This window comes from Variovorax sp. Soil_C_26 (assembly GCF_057657075.1).
The window spans coordinates 68096-82716 of the sequence record NZ_JBDGJC010000005.1 but is presented as its reverse complement, the minus strand read 5'-3'; the positions used below and the strand labels follow the sequence as shown (position 1 = coordinate 82716).

14 protein-coding genes are annotated in these 14621 nt (G+C 71.0%); 1 reads left to right on the top strand and 13 read right to left on the bottom strand.

Translation table 11 applies throughout. From position 1 onward, the window contains the following. Positions 1–5 precede the first annotated feature (5 nt). From AC3A6G_RS16135 to AC3A6G_RS16080, 12 genes are all read right to left on the bottom strand, one after another. Complete coding sequence (locus tag AC3A6G_RS16135) at positions 6–563, bottom strand: DUF805 domain-containing protein (RefSeq protein ID WP_487862530.1); 558 nt, start codon at positions 561–563, stop codon at positions 6–8. A gap of 44 nt (positions 564–607) precedes the next feature. Continuing rightward, positions 608–1972: a DUF58 domain-containing protein gene (locus AC3A6G_RS16130; RefSeq protein ID WP_487862529.1), complete on the bottom strand. Its 1365-nt coding sequence runs from the start codon at positions 1970–1972 to the stop codon at positions 608–610. Between the two features lie 13 nt (positions 1973–1985). Continuing rightward, on the bottom strand, positions 1986–2981 hold the full coding sequence (locus tag AC3A6G_RS16125; protein WP_487862528.1) for an AAA family ATPase: 996 nt from the start codon (positions 2979–2981) through the stop codon (positions 1986–1988). 19 nt (positions 2982–3000) lie between these two features. After that, positions 3001–4287, bottom strand: a complete 1287-nt coding sequence (locus AC3A6G_RS16120; RefSeq protein WP_487874036.1) for a DUF4350 domain-containing protein — start codon at positions 4285–4287, stop codon at positions 3001–3003. After that, positions 4284–5078 carry a DUF4129 domain-containing protein gene (locus AC3A6G_RS16115; RefSeq protein ID WP_487865569.1) on the bottom strand — a complete coding sequence of 265 codons (795 nt, stop codon included), beginning with the start codon at positions 5076–5078 and terminating at the stop codon, positions 4284–4286. The genes AC3A6G_RS16120 and AC3A6G_RS16115 overlap by 4 nt, the downstream gene beginning before the upstream one ends. After that, positions 5065–5796 carry a hypothetical protein gene (locus AC3A6G_RS16110; RefSeq protein WP_487865568.1) on the bottom strand — a complete coding sequence of 244 codons (732 nt, stop codon included), beginning with the start codon at positions 5794–5796 and terminating at the stop codon, positions 5065–5067. The genes AC3A6G_RS16115 and AC3A6G_RS16110 overlap by 14 nt, the downstream gene beginning before the upstream one ends. After that, positions 5786–6775: a stage II sporulation protein M gene (locus AC3A6G_RS16105; protein WP_487874035.1), complete on the bottom strand. Its 990-nt coding sequence runs from the start codon at positions 6773–6775 to the stop codon at positions 5786–5788. Before AC3A6G_RS16105 ends, AC3A6G_RS16110 begins: the two co-directional genes overlap by 11 nt. Further along, positions 6772–7482 carry an RDD family protein gene (locus AC3A6G_RS16100; RefSeq protein WP_487862523.1) on the bottom strand — a complete coding sequence of 237 codons (711 nt, stop codon included), beginning with the start codon at positions 7480–7482 and terminating at the stop codon, positions 6772–6774. Before AC3A6G_RS16100 ends, AC3A6G_RS16105 begins: the two co-directional genes overlap by 4 nt. A 9-nt stretch (positions 7483–7491) precedes the next feature. Beyond that, positions 7492–8010: an RDD family protein gene (locus AC3A6G_RS16095; protein WP_487862522.1), complete on the bottom strand. Its 519-nt coding sequence runs from the start codon at positions 8008–8010 to the stop codon at positions 7492–7494. An 85-nt stretch (positions 8011–8095) separates the two neighbouring features. Continuing rightward, positions 8096–8782, bottom strand: a complete 687-nt coding sequence (locus AC3A6G_RS16090; protein WP_487862521.1) for a DUF2242 domain-containing protein — start codon at positions 8780–8782, stop codon at positions 8096–8098. Positions 8783–8925: 143 nt separating this feature from the next. Then, entirely contained in the window at positions 8926–10200 is a 1275-nt protein-coding gene (locus AC3A6G_RS16085; RefSeq protein ID WP_487865566.1) for a Glu/Leu/Phe/Val family dehydrogenase, read from the bottom strand. Between the two features lie 83 nt (positions 10201–10283). Beyond that, on the bottom strand, positions 10284–13298 hold the full coding sequence (locus AC3A6G_RS16080; protein ID WP_487874034.1) for an L-glutamate gamma-semialdehyde dehydrogenase: 3015 nt from the start codon (positions 13296–13298) through the stop codon (positions 10284–10286). 88 nt (positions 13299–13386) lie between these two features. Between AC3A6G_RS16080 and AC3A6G_RS16075 the strand changes: the two genes are divergently transcribed. Then, positions 13387–13854 (top strand): Lrp/AsnC ligand binding domain-containing protein, encoded by a 468-nt coding sequence (locus AC3A6G_RS16075; RefSeq protein WP_487862518.1) that lies wholly within the window; start codon positions 13387–13389, stop codon positions 13852–13854. Positions 13855–13867: 13 nt separating this feature from the next. Here the strand turns inward: AC3A6G_RS16075 and AC3A6G_RS16070 are convergent, their stop codons facing one another. Then, the gene (locus tag AC3A6G_RS16070; protein ID WP_487862517.1) at positions 13868–14569 is read right to left on the bottom strand and encodes a YggS family pyridoxal phosphate-dependent enzyme; all 702 of its coding nucleotides are present in this window, start codon (positions 14567–14569) and stop codon (positions 13868–13870) included. Positions 14570–14621: the final 52 nt, after the last annotated feature.

The following is a 14621-nucleotide window of genomic DNA, read 5'->3' as shown; positions in this document are numbered from 1 at the left end:
GCGCGTCAGGGCCGCTGCTCAACCTGCGAAGTGACTGCCCGGTTGGCGTATTGCTGGTAGGCCGGCAGCGCGATCGCGGCCAGAATGCCGAGGACGACGAGGATCGGCAGCAGCCATGCGCCGATGAGCACGCTGGTGGTGTTGGGCGGCGGCGGCGCGCCGAAGCGGTTGCTGCCCTGGGTGCCCGACTTGAAGACCCAGATGAGTGCCACCAGCGGGATCAGCGCCAGCAGCAGCATCCAGCCGGACCAGTCCATGTCGTGCGAGCGCTGGATGCCGATCAGCACGTAGAACACGAAATAGGGAATGGAAATCACCAGGGTCATGAGCCCGATGGCGCCTTCGGACTCGCCGGCGCCCGCGAACCCGATGACCGCGCCGAACGCGAAGGCCGCCGCAATGAACAGAAGGTACGAATAGAAGGTGTACGCGAGAAAACGCGCGCGCCCGATGCGGCCCTTGGCGGACCACAGCTTGACGGGCTGCACGCCAGGGTCGCCGTCGTAGACGTCGGCCACCGCGGCGCGCGGGGCGGCATACGGATTGACTGCTGGTTCGGACATGGTTCTTCTCCTCTTGGTTGATGAAAACGTTGTGCCTGGGCACGCTACAGAAGGCCCGCCCGCTTGACCGCGTGGTAGCGGTTGACCAATGCGACCGCCAGCCCGGCCGGCTCGACATCGACCGACAGCGGATCGTTGCCGACCACGCGCGCAAAGGCGTCGCGGCGCGATTGCTCGAACAGGTGGGCCGCGGCCACTTCGACCGCATCCTGCGGCCGCGCGATCGGCTGGCCCGCGATGCGCCCGAGCACCCGCTCGCGCAGGCTCGCGACCAGCACCAGGTGCTGGCGGCGCAACAGCCGGACCGCGGGGCGCAGCTCGGCGGCATCTTCGTCGCGGAAGTTGGTCAGCACGATGACCAGCGCGCGCCGCCGCTGCACGGCGAGCAGCTGCTGCGCCGCGAGCAGGTAGTCCGAATGCGTGGCGCCGGGCTGAATATCGTGCAGCCGGTTCATCAGCGCATTGAGCGTGGCCGTGCCCTTGCGCGGCGCGAAGTCGCGCCGCTCGGCGGGCGCGCAGCCGAAAGTCATGGCGCCGACCTCGTCGCCCTCCTTCAGCGCCACGTAGCTCAGCAGCATCAGCGCATTCAGCGCCTCGTCGAAATGGCTGCCGGCCTGCGCCGCGGTGCCGGTCTCGTCGGCCCGCATGCGGCGGCCGCAGTCGAGCAGGAAGAACACGCACTGGTCGCGGTCGTCCTGGAATTCGCGCACGATCGGCCGGCGATGGCGCAGCGTGGCCTTCCAGTCGATGTGGCGCAGCGAATCGCCGGTGCGGTAGTCGGCGAGCTGGCGGAAGTCGGTGCCGAGACCGCGCTGCGCATAGGTCTTGATGCCGATCTGCGCCAGGCGCCGGTCGCCCGAAAGCCAGGCGTAGCGCGCGAGCGCCGCGAAGTTGGGATACACCCGCACGCGCCGCGGCTCGCCGAGCGCCTGCCGCATTTCGAACGCGCCGGCGCGCGTGCGCCAGCGAAGCTGCGTGGCACCGAACTGCGCCACGCCGCGCAGCGTGGCGGTGGCCGTGTAGCGCAGCGTCACGCGCGCGGCCGGCGGCACGGTCACCGTCTGCGGCAGCCCTTCGAACGCGAAATGCACGTCCACCTCGTCGAACACCGACACCTGCCAGCCATGCGTACCGTCATTGACGAGCGTCAGGGTCAACACCGTGGGCACGCCGATCGAGAAGGCGCCCGGCAGCGTGCGCTCGACGCGCAATGGCGCCGCGCGCCACAGGCGCCAGCTGCGCCAGAGATCGATGCCCACGCCCAGCGCGCCGGCCCCCAGCAGCAAACCGGCCGCCGTGGCGACCCCGTCGATCGGCATGCCGAGCAGCAGGGCCAGCGCCGCGGCCACGGCCGCGCCGCCGAGCACCCAGACGAGGGCGCGCGCGGGGATCGGGACGGCACGCGTCATGGTGTCCGGTGGTTCACAGCCTCGGGGCTTCTACGCTATCGCGCGCCGCGCGGAGCAGCGCATCGACGCTGGTGCCCTCAAGCTGCGCATCGGGCGAGATCGTCACGCGGTGCCTGAGCGCCGGCAGCGCCTGGCGCGCCAAGTCGTCGGGCGTGATGAAGTCGCGCCCGGCCATCAGCGCGGCGGCGCGCGCGGCACGCACCAGCGCCATGGTGCCGCGCGGCCCGGCGCCCGACGACAGGCCGGGCCAGTCGCGCGTGGCGCGCGCGATGCGCACCGCATAGTCGATCACGCGCTCGTCGGCCTGCACCAGGCACGCGAGCCGCTGCAGCTCGAGCACCTGCGCCTCGTCGAGGCAGGGTGTCACCGCATCGAGCGGAAACTGGTTGCCCGCGCGCTGCAGCGTGGTGAGCTGCACGATCGCGTTCTCTTCGCCGTGGCTCGGATAGCCGATGTCGATCTTCAGCAGGAAGCGGTCGAGCTGCGCCTCGGGCAGCGGATAGGTGCCTTCGGTGTCGATCGGGTTCTGCGTGGCCAACACCATGAAGGGCCGCGGCAGCGGCATGGCCCGGCCTTCGAGCGTGACCTGGTATTCCTGCATCACCTCGAGCAGCGCGCTCTGCGTCTTGGCCGGCGCGCGGTTGATCTCGTCGGCCAGCAGCAGATGGGTGAACACCGGCCCCTGGTGCACGCGCAGCCTCCCGATGCCGCCCTCGCCCGGCGCCGAGGGATCGAGCACCGAATGTCCCGTGATGTCCGAGGGCATCAGGTCGGGCGTGAACTGCACGCGCGCATAGCGCAGCGACATGGCCTGCGCGAGCGCACGCGCGAGCAGGGTCTTGCCGAGCCCGGGCACGCCTTCGATCAGCACGTGGCCCGAAGCCACGAGCGCCACCAGCACCTGGTCGACGGCCTCGATCTGGCCGACCACGGCGCGGCCGACCTCGGTGCGCAGCGCCTGCAGCCACTGGGTCGCGCGCGTCAGTTCTTCGGGGGAAATGGCTTGCATGGTTGCTCTCGGTTCGGGATCAGGGAAGGAAGGACGAAGAAGAAGTCGAAGTCGAAGTCGAAGTCGAAGTCGACGTGCGGGCGCCGGCTGCGTGCGCGTCGAGGCGGCGGCGCGCTTGCTCCAGCACTTCGAGGTCGAGCGCCATCGCGTCGGGGCCGCGCTCGCGCACCGCCATCGCGTGGCCGAGGCGGGCGGCATCGATGCCCGTGGCCGCGGCGATCGCTTCCGCACGCGCGGTGGCATCGCGCTGCGCATGCTGGCGCAGGTGGCGCCGGGCGGATTCGTCGAGCGCGCGCAGTTGCGCCGCATGCAGCGCGCCGTTGCCGTGCATGTGCAGGAACGCAGCCGTGCCGCGCACCTGCTCCGCCATCGAACGCCGGTGCGTGCCGGCCGCGGGCGCGAGCGGACCGAAGCGCACCGCGCCGCGCCAGAGTGCCACCGCCAACGCGAGCAGGCCCGCGACGAGCGCCACCCATCCCTTCTGCCAGAGCCACTTCAGGAACGGCTCGCGCGCCTCCTCGGTGACGAACCAGACCTGGCTGCCGGCGCCGGCCTGGAGCGCGGCTACTGCAACCAGTGCGTTGTCGGCCCGCAGCAGATGGCTGTTGTGCAGCAAGCCCCAGGGCAACACGGTGACGGACCCGCGGCCGACGCGCACGCGGATCGCCTCGGTGCCGCGCGGCGCCTGCACGGCCCACAGCGGCGGGTCGGCCGGGTCGGCCGCCACGAACTGCGCGCCGGTCCAGGCGGCGCAGATCCGAAAGCTGCGGCCGCCTTGGAACGTCGCGGGCACGCTGTGGGGTTCGATCACCGCGTGGCAATCGGCGTCTTTCGCGCGCCGGGCGCGGTCGGCGCGCGCGGCCCTGGACTGCTTCGCCGGCGCCGCGGCCTTCTCCGTCTTCTTCTCGTCGTCCGCGCGCTCGGGCCGGGCCCAGTCTTCCTCGGCGAGCGGTATCCAGTCCTCGAGCATCTCGTCGCGCACCAGGTGAGCGGGCATCACGAGGTGTCCGCCCTGCTCGACCCAGTCGCGCAGCCGTTCGGCGCGCTCGGGAAAGAGGTCCCAGTGGCTCGAACCGAGCAGCAGCCGCGCGTTCGCAGGCGGCATCGCGTCGAGGCTGTTGCGCTGGACGACGGTGGCGCCGAGCGCGCGCAGCAGGCCCTGCACCGCGTAGAGCGAGTTGGTCTTGGCCTCGCCTGTCGCGGGCGTCGGCACTTCGGTGTCGGCCCACTCGGTGGCGGACACCAGCCAGCCACCGAACAGCGCCAGCACCAGCACGGCCGCGATGCGCGCCATCCAGGGGTTCATCGGTGCGGCACCTCGCCGGGCGCCGGTGCCGCGGCATCCGCCCCGGCACCCAGATGGCGGTCGAACTCGCCGCACACGGCCAGCACCTGCGCGGTCGCGGGCAAGCGCCCGCCGTAGGCCGCGAGCTGCCAGGCATCGACCAGCCGCACCAGGAAGGCCTGCGCCGCGGCAGGCAGCCGCGCGGCCGCGAGCGCCACGCACTCGCCCTCGGTGCTGGCGGCGCGCACCGGCACGCCATGCACATGCACGAGGCGCGACAGGGCGCCGCGGTACAGCAGCGACAGCGCCGGCCGGTGCTGCCCGCGCTGCCAGAGCGCGGCCACGGCGCCGCCGATGTCGTCGGGCAGGCTCCGGGGCCGGATGTCGAGGCTACCGACATGGCTCGGCAAGGTGTCGCCGGGCAGCCGTCCGCCGGCCGCGCGCACTTGCGTCCAGCGCCGCAGCCGCAACACCAGCCAGGCCAGCGCGAGCGCACCCAGGCCCCACACGAGCCAGCGCGCGCCTTCGGCGACGGCCTTCGCGAAATCGCGCAGCCAGTCGATGCTGCCGTCATCGGCCTTTTCGTCTTCCTTGTCGTCTTCCTCGCCGCGGTCCTTGAAGCGCAGCTTCTTCTCGGTCTTCGTGCCGGGCAGGTTGGGGTCGGCGCGCAGCCGCTCGACGGCGGCGCCGACCTGCTCGCGCGTGGCGGCCGGTGCGGGTGCGGCGGCCACGGCGGGCAGAGGCATGGCGCATGCGCACAGCACGGCCAGCACGCCGGCACCGAGCCGCGGCCGGAGGTCAGCGAAAGCCATGCCGGAACTCCTGCTCGATGTCCCAGGCCTCGAGTTCCACGCGCCGGTTCAGGTACATCGCGAAACCGGCCGCGACGTAGAAAGGCTCGAGCACGCCGACCACCACCGCGTACGCGGCCGCGACCAGCAGGCTCTCGCCCGTACCGGCAGAATTCACGAGCCAGTCCATGACGTCCCTCGCATCGCCTTCGGGCGCGAACCACAGCAGCAGAGACAGAAGGCAGAAACAGAGCGCCATCTCCACATGGGCGAACACCAGCTGCATGCAGCCGGCTGTACCGCGCCGCGCATGCAGCAATTGGGCACGGCGCTTGCGGCGCGCGCTGCCGCGCTGCCCTTCGAGCTGGTCGACCGCCTGCGTGAACGAACGCCAGGGCGAGAAGCGCCGCCACAGGAGCGTGCGAAACCACTGGCCGCCCCAGACCTGCCCGCGCCGCGCCCAGAGGTCGGTCCAGCGCGTCTCCTGCCCGAACACCGCGCGCGAGAGCACGAACAGCAGGCTGCGGTCGAGCCAGGGCTTGAGCCAGAAGATGACGAGACTCGGCAGCCAGCCCGCGATCTCGACCGTGCAGAGCGCGAGCACCACCACCACAGCGTACACCGGCAAGAAGGTGCCCCAGACCGAGCGCGCGTGGCGGCGCACGAGCGCGGCGCCGAGGTCCGACGCCTCGGCCATCGACCGGGGGCGCAGCATGATCGCGAGGCCGTCAACCTGCATCGCGGCTCCTTGGGGCGGCTTCCCTGCGCGGCCGGCCCTGCCAGCCGAAGTAGGCCAGCACGAGCGCCCAGCAGGCGGCGCCGACGCCGTACTTCACGGCCGGCGCGAACCACCGCGCCGAGGACCAGAAGGCCTCCACCGCCGCGGCGAGCAGCAGCAGTCCGAGCACGCCGTAGACCACGACCACCGCATCGCGCGCGGCCAGCCGCAGCGCTTCGAGCCGCGTGTGGCGCCCGGGGGCGAGCCACGAGTGGCCGAGCCGCAGGCCCGCCGCGCCGGCCAGCACGATCGCCGTGAGCTCGAAGGCCGAATGGGTGACGACGAAGGAAAGGAAGTTCCCGGCATGCCCGGCGCCGATCAGGTAGCCGCCGACCGCGCCGATCTGCGTGCCGTTGAACACCAGCACGAAGGCGCTGCCCACGCCCGCGAAGATGCCGGCCGCGAAGCAGCGAAAGCCGATGCCGATGTTGTTCATGACGTAGTAGCCGAACATCTGCCAGTCGTCGCCGGCGCCGCGCGTGCGCCCGAGCGCTTCGGCCTGCGTGCCGTACATCGCGTCGAACTCCTCGACGTCGCGCGCATCGAGCAGGTGCAGGATGAAGCCTGGGTCGCGCCAGGCCGCCCAGCCCGCCACCAGCAGCGGCACGAGGAACATCAGCGTGGCCGCGAGCAGGTAGGCGTGGTGCGCGCGCACCGCCTGCGGAAGGTCGACCAGCGCGAGCCGGCCGAGCCGCGCGAGCCCGTAGTCGTGCCGGCGGTAGATGAGCCGGTGCGCGTCCTGCGTGAGGTTTTCGAGCCGCTCGGTCAGGTGAATCGGATAGGCCCGGGCCTGCGCCAGCGCGAGGTGCTCGCACACGCGGCGGTAGAGCGCGGCCAGGCGCGCGCCGTCGAACCGGCGCTTCTTGTCGGCCGTGGCGATGACGGCCTCGAGCTCGGCCCAGAGCGGCGCGTACGCGGCTTCGAAGTCGAGCGGCGTCATCGCCCGCCTCCGCGGCGTCCCATTACCCACTGCGCGACGCCGAGCAGCCGCTCGGACGCGCTGGCGCCGGCCGCGCCGGGCGCCAGCACGGGTTCGGCCACGCGCGCGAGCTCGTCCAGGCGCTCGGGCGTCAGCCGCGTGGCGCGCCCGGCCCAGGAGACCACCGCCAGCTGCTCGCGCGCCGACAGCGGCCGTGCCGGTGCCTGCGCTTCGGCAGCGGGCACTTCGCCATGCAGGCGCACCGGATCGCCGAACACCACCAGCGTGCCGGCAGCGAGGTCGCCGAGCCGCTTGCTGTCGGCGCGCCAGAGCATCGAGACGATGCCGGCGCCATAGAAAGACGGCACGAAGTCGGCCGCGCGCAGCAGGTTGCGCGTGAGCGCGGCGGCAGGCGTGACGGGCAGGCCGGAGTCCATCACCACGCGCAGGCCCATCACGCGCTTGCCGGGCGTCGCCGCCGCGCGCGTGAGCTCGAACACCACGGGGTAGAACCATTCGAGGCAGAAGTAGCTCACGAGCAGGATGCCGGCGCCCATCTTGCCGAGCAGGCCGACGGCCATGGCGATCGCCGCGAAGATGCCGAGCCGGATCGCGAAATCGATCAGGTAGGCGAGCCCGCGCGCCACCAGTCCGGCGGGCCGCAGCGACAGCGCGATGCCCTCGGGTGTTTCGGCGGTGTAGAGCGTGTCGAGTCGCACAGGCGGCACCCGACCTTCTCAGGCCTGGAGTACGACGGTATCGGCGATCTGGTCGTGCAGGCAGCGGCGCGATGCACGGAAGATGAAGAGGCAATCGACGATGACGAAGATCTGCCCGACCATCGGGATCACGGCCGTGAGGAACTGCAGGCTCTCGCGCAGGCCGAGGATGCGGCCCAGCGACGGCTTGCTGCCGTCGGGGCGTGCGATGCGGATCCGCAAAATCGCCTTGCCGATGGTCTGGCCGCGGGCCGCGAGCAGGTAGCCGTGCAGCGCGACGTAGGTCAGAAAGCCCACGAGGGCGCCGAAAAGCTGGGGTTCCCAGAGGCTGCTGCCGTCGTCGTCCCACACGTTGATCGGCGTGAGCACCGACAGCAGCCAGATCACGCCGACGGCGATGCCGCCGTCGAGCATGGCTGCGAGAAATCGCTTGCCGCGCGATGCAAGCTCACCCGGCTGCGCGTCGCCGGGCAGCACCACGTCCTCGACGTGCGACTGCGGCGGCGCGTAGCGCGCGTCCTCCGTCTGCCCTTCCATGGACCCCTCCAGAAAGCGGTTGAATACTTGCTTGTTTTCTTGTCTCAACGATTCTAGTGGGGCGATTTGACAGGCCGGAGCCGCGTCAGCCGCGGTTCGGGGATGGCGGCACGGGGAAGGTGGTGGCCGGGGCCGCCGGCGCCTCCGCGGGCCTGTCGCCGGACGGCAAATCGGGCGGCACGTCGGGGCCGCCGCCCTGCAGGAAGCGGTCGACCAGCGTGAAGAAGCGGTCGTAGAAGCGCTCGTCCGTCAGGGTTTCGCTCGCCACCTTGACCATCGCGTCGTCGCTGCCGCCGAACGGCAGCGAGAGCGAGCCGATGGCACCCACGCCGACGCTCGCCGAGTTGTTGACCTTCTTGATGCCGTAGCGGTCCTGCAGCGCGGTCGCGAACGCCACGGTGCTCTGCTGCCGCCCCGCACGGCCGCCTTCGCGAGCGCAGACCACGCGGAACTCGACCTCGACGTGCACCTCGGGCGCCGGCTGGAAGCTCTTGCGCCCGGTCACGAGGTCGGCATTGGCCGCCAGCACCATGTAGCCCTGACTCAGGAGCGCGCGGCGCGCAGCCTCGCAGGTTTGCGCGTCGGTCGCGGGGTAGGTGCGCGTGTGGGTGGTGGTGGAGTCGAACTCCTCGGTCGCGTACGACGTGCGGCGCGACGCGCTGCTGCCGCAGCCCGCGACGAGCAGCGCGGCCAGCAGCCCCAGAACGAGCACCGGGCGGCGGAAGGCGCAGAAGGAAGCAACAGCGGAAGAACGGATGAGGGTGGTCGGCATGGGCCGCGAATCCTAACCGGGCCGGGCCACAAGCCTATCGAGAGGGCGTACCAGGAACACCGCGGAACCGGCTTTGCCGGGCCGCTGGTGTTGCCCCCTTGAGGGGGAGGCGGCTACACGAAGCGAGCCGCTACGGGGGTGGGTCAAGGATAGAGTCCGCGTTCCTGGCGAGCCGTCAGGATGCGTTCGCAGGCCACCGCATAGGTTGCAGTGCGCAGCGTGATCTTGTGCTTGTCGGCCGTGTCCCAGATGTGGTTGAGCGCATTCATCATGATGCGGTCGAGGCGCACGTTGATCTCGTCCTCGTCCCAGAAGAAGGACGAGAAGTCCTGCACCCACTCGAAGTAACTCACGGTCACGCCGCCGGCATTGCAGATCACGTCGGGCACCACGAGCACGCCGCGCTCGGCGAGGATGTCGTCGGCCATCGGGACCGTCGGGCCGTTGGCGCCTTCGAGCACGAGCTTGGCGGTGGTGGTCTTCGCGCGCTCGGCCGTGATCTGGCCCTCGAGCGCGGCCGGAATGAGGATGTCGCAGGCCACGCCCCAGAAGTCTTCGTTCGGCACGATGTCGCCGCCGGCCTGGAAGCCGACCACGCCGTCGGTGCGCGAGATCGGCACCAGTCGGGTCAGGTCGAGGCCGTTGGGGTTGACGATGGTGCCGGTGTGGTCTTGCACCGCCACGATCTTGGCGCCGGCTTCCGCGAAGAGTTCGGCCGCGACCGAGCCCACGTTGCCGAAGCCCTGCACCGCGATGCGCGCGCCGCGCAAGTCGAGGCCGAGGCGGCGCGCGGCTTCGCGGCCGGTGACGAACACGCCGCGGCCCGTGGCCTTGACGCGGCCGAGGGAGCCGCCCAGGTGCAGCGGCTTGCCGGTGACCACGCCGGTGGCGGTGCCGCCGACGTTCATGGAGTAGGTGTCCATCATCCACGCCATGATCTGCGCGTTGGTGTTCACGTCGGGCGCGGGGATGTCGGTGTGCGGGCCGATGATGATGCCGATCTCGCTGGTGTAGCGGCGCGTGATCTTCTCGAGTTCCTGCTGCGAGAGCTTCTTCGGGTCGACGCGGATGCCGCCCTTGGCACCGCCGTAGGGCAGGTTGACGGCGGCGGTCTTGATGGTCATCCAGGCCGACAGGGCCATCACTTCCTCGAGCGTGACGTCGGGGTGGAAGCGGACGCCGCCCTTGCCCGGGCCGCGGCTCATGTTGTGCTGCACGCGGTAGCCCTCGAAGTGGGCGATGGTGCCGTCGTCCATCTCGATCGGCACGTCGACGATCAGCGCGCGCTTGGGGCGCTTGAGCGTCTCGACCCAGCGGGCCAGCGGGCCCAGGTACGGCACCACGCGGTCGACCTGCGAGAGGTACGTGCCCCAGGGGCTGTTGGCGGTCGGGCTGACGAAGGAGAGCTTTTCACTCATGGAGACACCTTGGTTGAACGGATCCCGCCACGATAGACCTCCCGCGACCGCCGCGCCATGACTTATGCACGCGGCGAAAGCGGTTATGCAAGAGCGGTTTGGGCCGCCTCAGTTGGCGCACTGAGCAGCGCGGCATTGCCCCCCGCGGCCGTGGTGTTGACGGTGACGGTCTGCTCGGCACAGAAACGGTACAGGTAGTGCGGCCCGCCGGCCTTGGGGCCGGTGCCGCTCAGGCCCTCGCCGCCGAAGGGCTGCACGCCCACGACCGCGCCGATGATGTTGCGGTTGACATAGACGTTGCCCACGTGCGCGCGCGCCGCCAGCGCCTGCGCGCGCGAGTCGATGCGGGTCTGGATGCCGAGCGTGAGGCCGTAGCCGAGCGCGTTGATTTGCTCGATCACCGCCGCGGGGTCCGCCAGCGCGCCGCTTCCCCAGCGCGCGATCTGCAGCACCGGGCCGAAGATCTCGCTGGTCACGCCATCGATCGCCGGCACCTCGTAGGCATGCGGCACGATCAGGTTGCCGCACTCTCCCTCCGCCGCCTTCGCCGAGGACGCCGCGGGGTACAGGCGCCTGGCTTGCGCATCGAGGCGCGCCAGATGGCGGCGGATGTTGTCCGCGGCCTCGCCATCGATGACCGGGCCGACATCGGTCGACAGCAGCGCCGGATCGCCGGCCGCAAGTTCGCGCGCCGCGCCGCAGACCATCTCGATCACTGCATCCGCGATGCCTTCGTGCAGCACCAGAAGCCGCAGCGCCGAGCAGCGCTGGCCGGCCGAGCGGAACGCGCTCTGCACCACCGCGTCGGCCACCTGCTCGGGCAGCGCGCTCGAGTCGACCAGCATCGCATTGATGCCGCCGGTCTCGGCGATCAGCGGCACGATCGGGCCGTCCTTGGCGGCCAGCGCGCGGTGGATGGTGCGCGCCACCTGCGTCGAGCCGGTGAAAACCACGCCGGCCACCCCGGGCGCCGCCACCAGCGCAGCGCCCACCGTCTCGCCGGGCCCGTGCAGCAGCTGCAGCGCATCGGCCGGCACGCCCGCCGCATGCAGCAGCGCCACGGCTTCGCGCGCCACGGCGGGCGTCTGCTCGGCCGGCTTCGCGAGCACGGTGTTGCCGGTGGCGAGCGCGGCCGCGACCTGCCCCGTGAAGATCGCGAGCGGGAAATTCCACGGGCTGATGCACACCCATGGCCCGCGCGCGATGAGCCACAGTTCGTTGCGCTCGCCCGTGGGCCCGGGCAGCACCACGGGCTGCATGATGCGTTCGGCCTCGTCGGCGTAATAGCGCAGGAAGTCGACCGCCTCGCGCACCTCGGAGACCGCGTCGCCCCAGGTCTTGAAGGCTTCCTTGACCAGCAGTGCGCAGAACCGCGGCAGCGCCTGCTGCAGCGCATCGGCCGCCTGCCGCAGCATCGCGGCACGCGCGGCCACGGGGGTCTGGCGCCAGTCGCGAAAGCACGCCGCGCTGGCGGCCACGGCCTGGGGCACGCGCGCGGGATCGTATTCGGCCACGCCGGGAACGCGGCATGTCGCCAGCGCTGCGCTCAGCGGCGCGCGCATCGAGGCCACCGCAAGATCGACGCCGTCGCTGTTGCGCCGGGCCGGCGGCGCACCGAAGAGCGCGGGCGGCAGCGGCAGCAGCGGGTTGTCGTGCGCGATGTGCAGCGGCGACATCAGCAGTTCGCCGACCGGCACCGCGTCGTCGCCGAGCTGGTTCACGAACGAGGAGTTGGCGCCGTTCTCGAGCAGGCGTCGCACCAGGTAGGCCAGCAGGTCGCGGTGCTGGCCCACCGGCGCGTACACGCGCACGGCGACGCCCGGGTGCTGCTTCATCACTTCGCGGTAGACGCCCTCGCCCATGCCGTGCAGGCGCTGCAGCTCGAAGGGCGCGCCCGCCGCTTCGGCCATCTGCAGGATCGCGGCGATGGTGCCCGCGTTGTGGGTCGCGAACTGCGGGTAGACCGCGTCGGGCGCAGCGAGCAGCGCGCGCGCGCAGGCCAGGTAGCTGATGTCGCTGTGGTGCTTGTGCGTGAAGACCGGGTAGTGCGGCAGGCCGAGCTCCTGCGCGCGCTTGATCTCGGCGTCCCAGTAGGCGCCTTTCACGAGCCGGCACATCAGGCGCAGCCCATGCCGGCGCGCCACCGCCGCGACATGCGCGACGAGTTCGAGCGCGCGCGTCTGGTAGGCCTGCAGCGCCAGGCCGAAACCCTGCCACTGCGGGTGTGCGGACGCCACGCGCGCGGCGAGGGCCTCGAAGACGTCGAGCGAGAGTTCCAGCCGATCGACCTCTTCGGCATCGATCGTCAGGTTGAGGTTGGCCGCGGCCGCGAGTTCGCAGAGACGCCACACGCGCGGCACCAGCTCGTCGAGCACGCGCTCGCGCTGCGCCTCTTCGTAGCGCGGATGCAGTGCGCTGAGCTTGATCGAGATGCCGTCGTTGCGCTCGGGCGTGGCCGCGGCGTCGGTGCCGGCGGCGATCGCCGCGATGGCGCGGGCGTAGCTTTCGAGGTAGCGCAGCGCATCGGCGTCGGTGCGCGCGCCCTCGCCGAGCATGTCGTAGCTGAAGCGCAGGGCATCTTGCTTGCGGTGCGCGGCGCGTGCCTCGCCGAGCGCTTCGGCAATGGTCTGGCCGAGCACGAACTGCCGCCCGAGCAGCTGCACCGCACGCAGGGTGGCCGCCACCACCGTGCGCGACCCGAGCTTGGCCATGAGACCCGGTGGATGGTTGCCCTCGGGCAGGAACTTCTTCGACATGGCGATGGCCGCCGACGAAAGGCGCGAGAGCGTGGAGTCGGCCGCGCCCTCGAAATCGGCGCGGCCGAGCTGGTCGGCCGTGAGCGCGATCGCCGTGGCGGCATCGGGCACGCGCAGCAACGCCTCGGCCAGCCGCATCAGCGCCAGGCCCTCGGCGCTCGAGATCGGGTATTCGCGCAGCAGGCTTTCCATGGCCCAGAACGGCGGCGGATGGCGCCGCACCGCTTCGACCCAGGGCGTGGCCAAGGCCGCGGCGGCATGCCAGTCGAGCGCGTGTTCGAGGGCCGCGAGCCGGTCGGCGACGACCTCGGACTCGGGGCGGTAAGGGATGGGCAAGTGCATGGCGATTCCTTGAAGGTATCCCCTATAGTCTTTCGACATACGCCGAATCTTCTGCGAAAAAATAAGGTTTCAACCGGATAATTCTCGGATGCCAGACCTCGACCGCATCGATCTCCGCCTGCTGAAGATTCTTCAGCAGGATGGCCGCATCACCAACCTCAAGCTGGCCGAAGCGGTGGCGCTCTCGCCCACCGCGGTACTTGCGCGGGTGCAGCGGCTCACACGCGAGGGCTTCATCCAGGGCTACGAGGCCCGGCTCGACCCGCACAAGCTGGGCCGCGGCTTCACCGTGTTCGTCGAAGTGCTGCTCGACCGCACCACGCCCAACGTGTTCGACCAGTTCAAGGCCGCGGTGCAGGTGCGCGACGAGATCATGGAATGCCACATGGTCGCGGGCGGCTTCGACTACCTGCTCAAGACGCGCATGGCCGACATGGCCGCCTACCGCGAGTTCGCAGGCACCGTGCTGTGGCAGCTGCCCGGCGTGCGCGAGACCCGGACCTACGCGGTGATGGAAGAAGTGAAGAGCAGCGCGCGGTTGCCGCTGGCGGCGTAGTGGCGCTAGCGGCTCAGGCCGCCTTGCGCGCGCGGCCGCCGAAGATCGCCGTGCCGATGCGCACCATCGTGCTGCCGGCGCTCACCGCCGCCTCGAGGTCGGCGCTCATGCCGAGCGAGAGCGTGTCGAGCCCGATGCCCGCTGCGCGAAGGGCGTCATAAACGGCACGGGCGCGCAGGCACAGGTCGCGCTGCGCGGCGACATCGCTTGCCGGTTCGGGAATGGCCATGAGCCCGCGCAGCCTCAGTTGTGGCAAGGCCGCCACAGCGCGCGCGAGCGGCAAGGCCTCGTCCGGCGCCACGCCCGACTTGTTGGCGCCGCCGTCCACGTTCACCTGCAGGCAGACGTTCAGCGGTGGCAGATGCGCCGGACGCTGCGCAGAAAGCCGCTCGGCGATCTTCAGCCGGTCGATGCTGTGGACCCAGTCGAACTGCGCAGCCACGGGCCGCGTCTTGTTGCTCTGCAGGGGGCCGATGCAGTGCCATTCGAGCTCGGCGCGCAGGTCGGCCAGCGCCTCGATCTTGTCGAGCCCCTCCTGAACGTAGTTCTCGCCGAAGGCGCGCTGCCCGGCCGCGAAGGCCTCGCGCACGGCCTCGGGGCCGAAGGTCTTCGACACCGCCAGCAACCGGACCTCGGCCGCATCGCGCCCCTCGGCCGCGCATGCCCTTTCGATCCGGTTCCTTACTTGCTGGAGGTCGTCGCCAATCATCGTCATAATCGCCCAGGAAAAATCGTATCAAAACGTCACCGAACCCGACCGAGGACCC

What these genes read in the sequence shown, in the direction of transcription:
- AC3A6G_RS16135 (WP_487862530.1), bottom strand. Translation starts at nt 563, where the DNA reads ATGTCCGAACCAGCAGTCAATCCGTATGCCGCCCCGCGCGCCGCGGTG.
- AC3A6G_RS16130 (WP_487862529.1), bottom strand. Translation starts at nt 1,972, where the DNA reads ATGACGCGTGCCGTCCCGATCCCCGCGCGCGCCCTCGTCTGGGTGCTC.
- AC3A6G_RS16125 (WP_487862528.1), bottom strand. Translation starts at nt 2,981, where the DNA reads ATGCAAGCCATTTCCCCCGAAGAACTGACGCGCGCGACCCAGTGGCTG.
- AC3A6G_RS16120 (WP_487874036.1), bottom strand. Translation starts at nt 4,287, where the DNA reads ATGAACCCCTGGATGGCGCGCATCGCGGCCGTGCTGGTGCTGGCGCTG.
- AC3A6G_RS16115 (WP_487865569.1), bottom strand. Translation starts at nt 5,078, where the DNA reads ATGGCTTTCGCTGACCTCCGGCCGCGGCTCGGTGCCGGCGTGCTGGCC.
- AC3A6G_RS16110 (WP_487865568.1), bottom strand. Translation starts at nt 5,796, where the DNA reads ATGCAGGTTGACGGCCTCGCGATCATGCTGCGCCCCCGGTCGATGGCC.
- AC3A6G_RS16105 (WP_487874035.1), bottom strand. Translation starts at nt 6,775, where the DNA reads ATGACGCCGCTCGACTTCGAAGCCGCGTACGCGCCGCTCTGGGCCGAG.
- AC3A6G_RS16095 (WP_487862522.1), bottom strand. Translation starts at nt 8,010, where the DNA reads ATGGAAGGGCAGACGGAGGACGCGCGCTACGCGCCGCCGCAGTCGCAC.
- AC3A6G_RS16090 (WP_487862521.1), bottom strand. Translation starts at nt 8,782, where the DNA reads ATGCCGACCACCCTCATCCGTTCTTCCGCTGTTGCTTCCTTCTGCGCC.
- AC3A6G_RS16085 (WP_487865566.1), bottom strand. Translation starts at nt 10,200, where the DNA reads ATGAGTGAAAAGCTCTCCTTCGTCAGCCCGACCGCCAACAGCCCCTGG.
- AC3A6G_RS16080 (WP_487874034.1), bottom strand. Translation starts at nt 13,298, where the DNA reads ATGCACTTGCCCATCCCTTACCGCCCCGAGTCCGAGGTCGTCGCCGAC.
- AC3A6G_RS16075 (WP_487862518.1), top strand. Translation starts at nt 13,387, where the DNA reads ATGCCAGACCTCGACCGCATCGATCTCCGCCTGCTGAAGATTCTTCAG.
- AC3A6G_RS16070 (WP_487862517.1), bottom strand. Translation starts at nt 14,569, where the DNA reads ATGACGATGATTGGCGACGACCTCCAGCAAGTAAGGAACCGGATCGAA.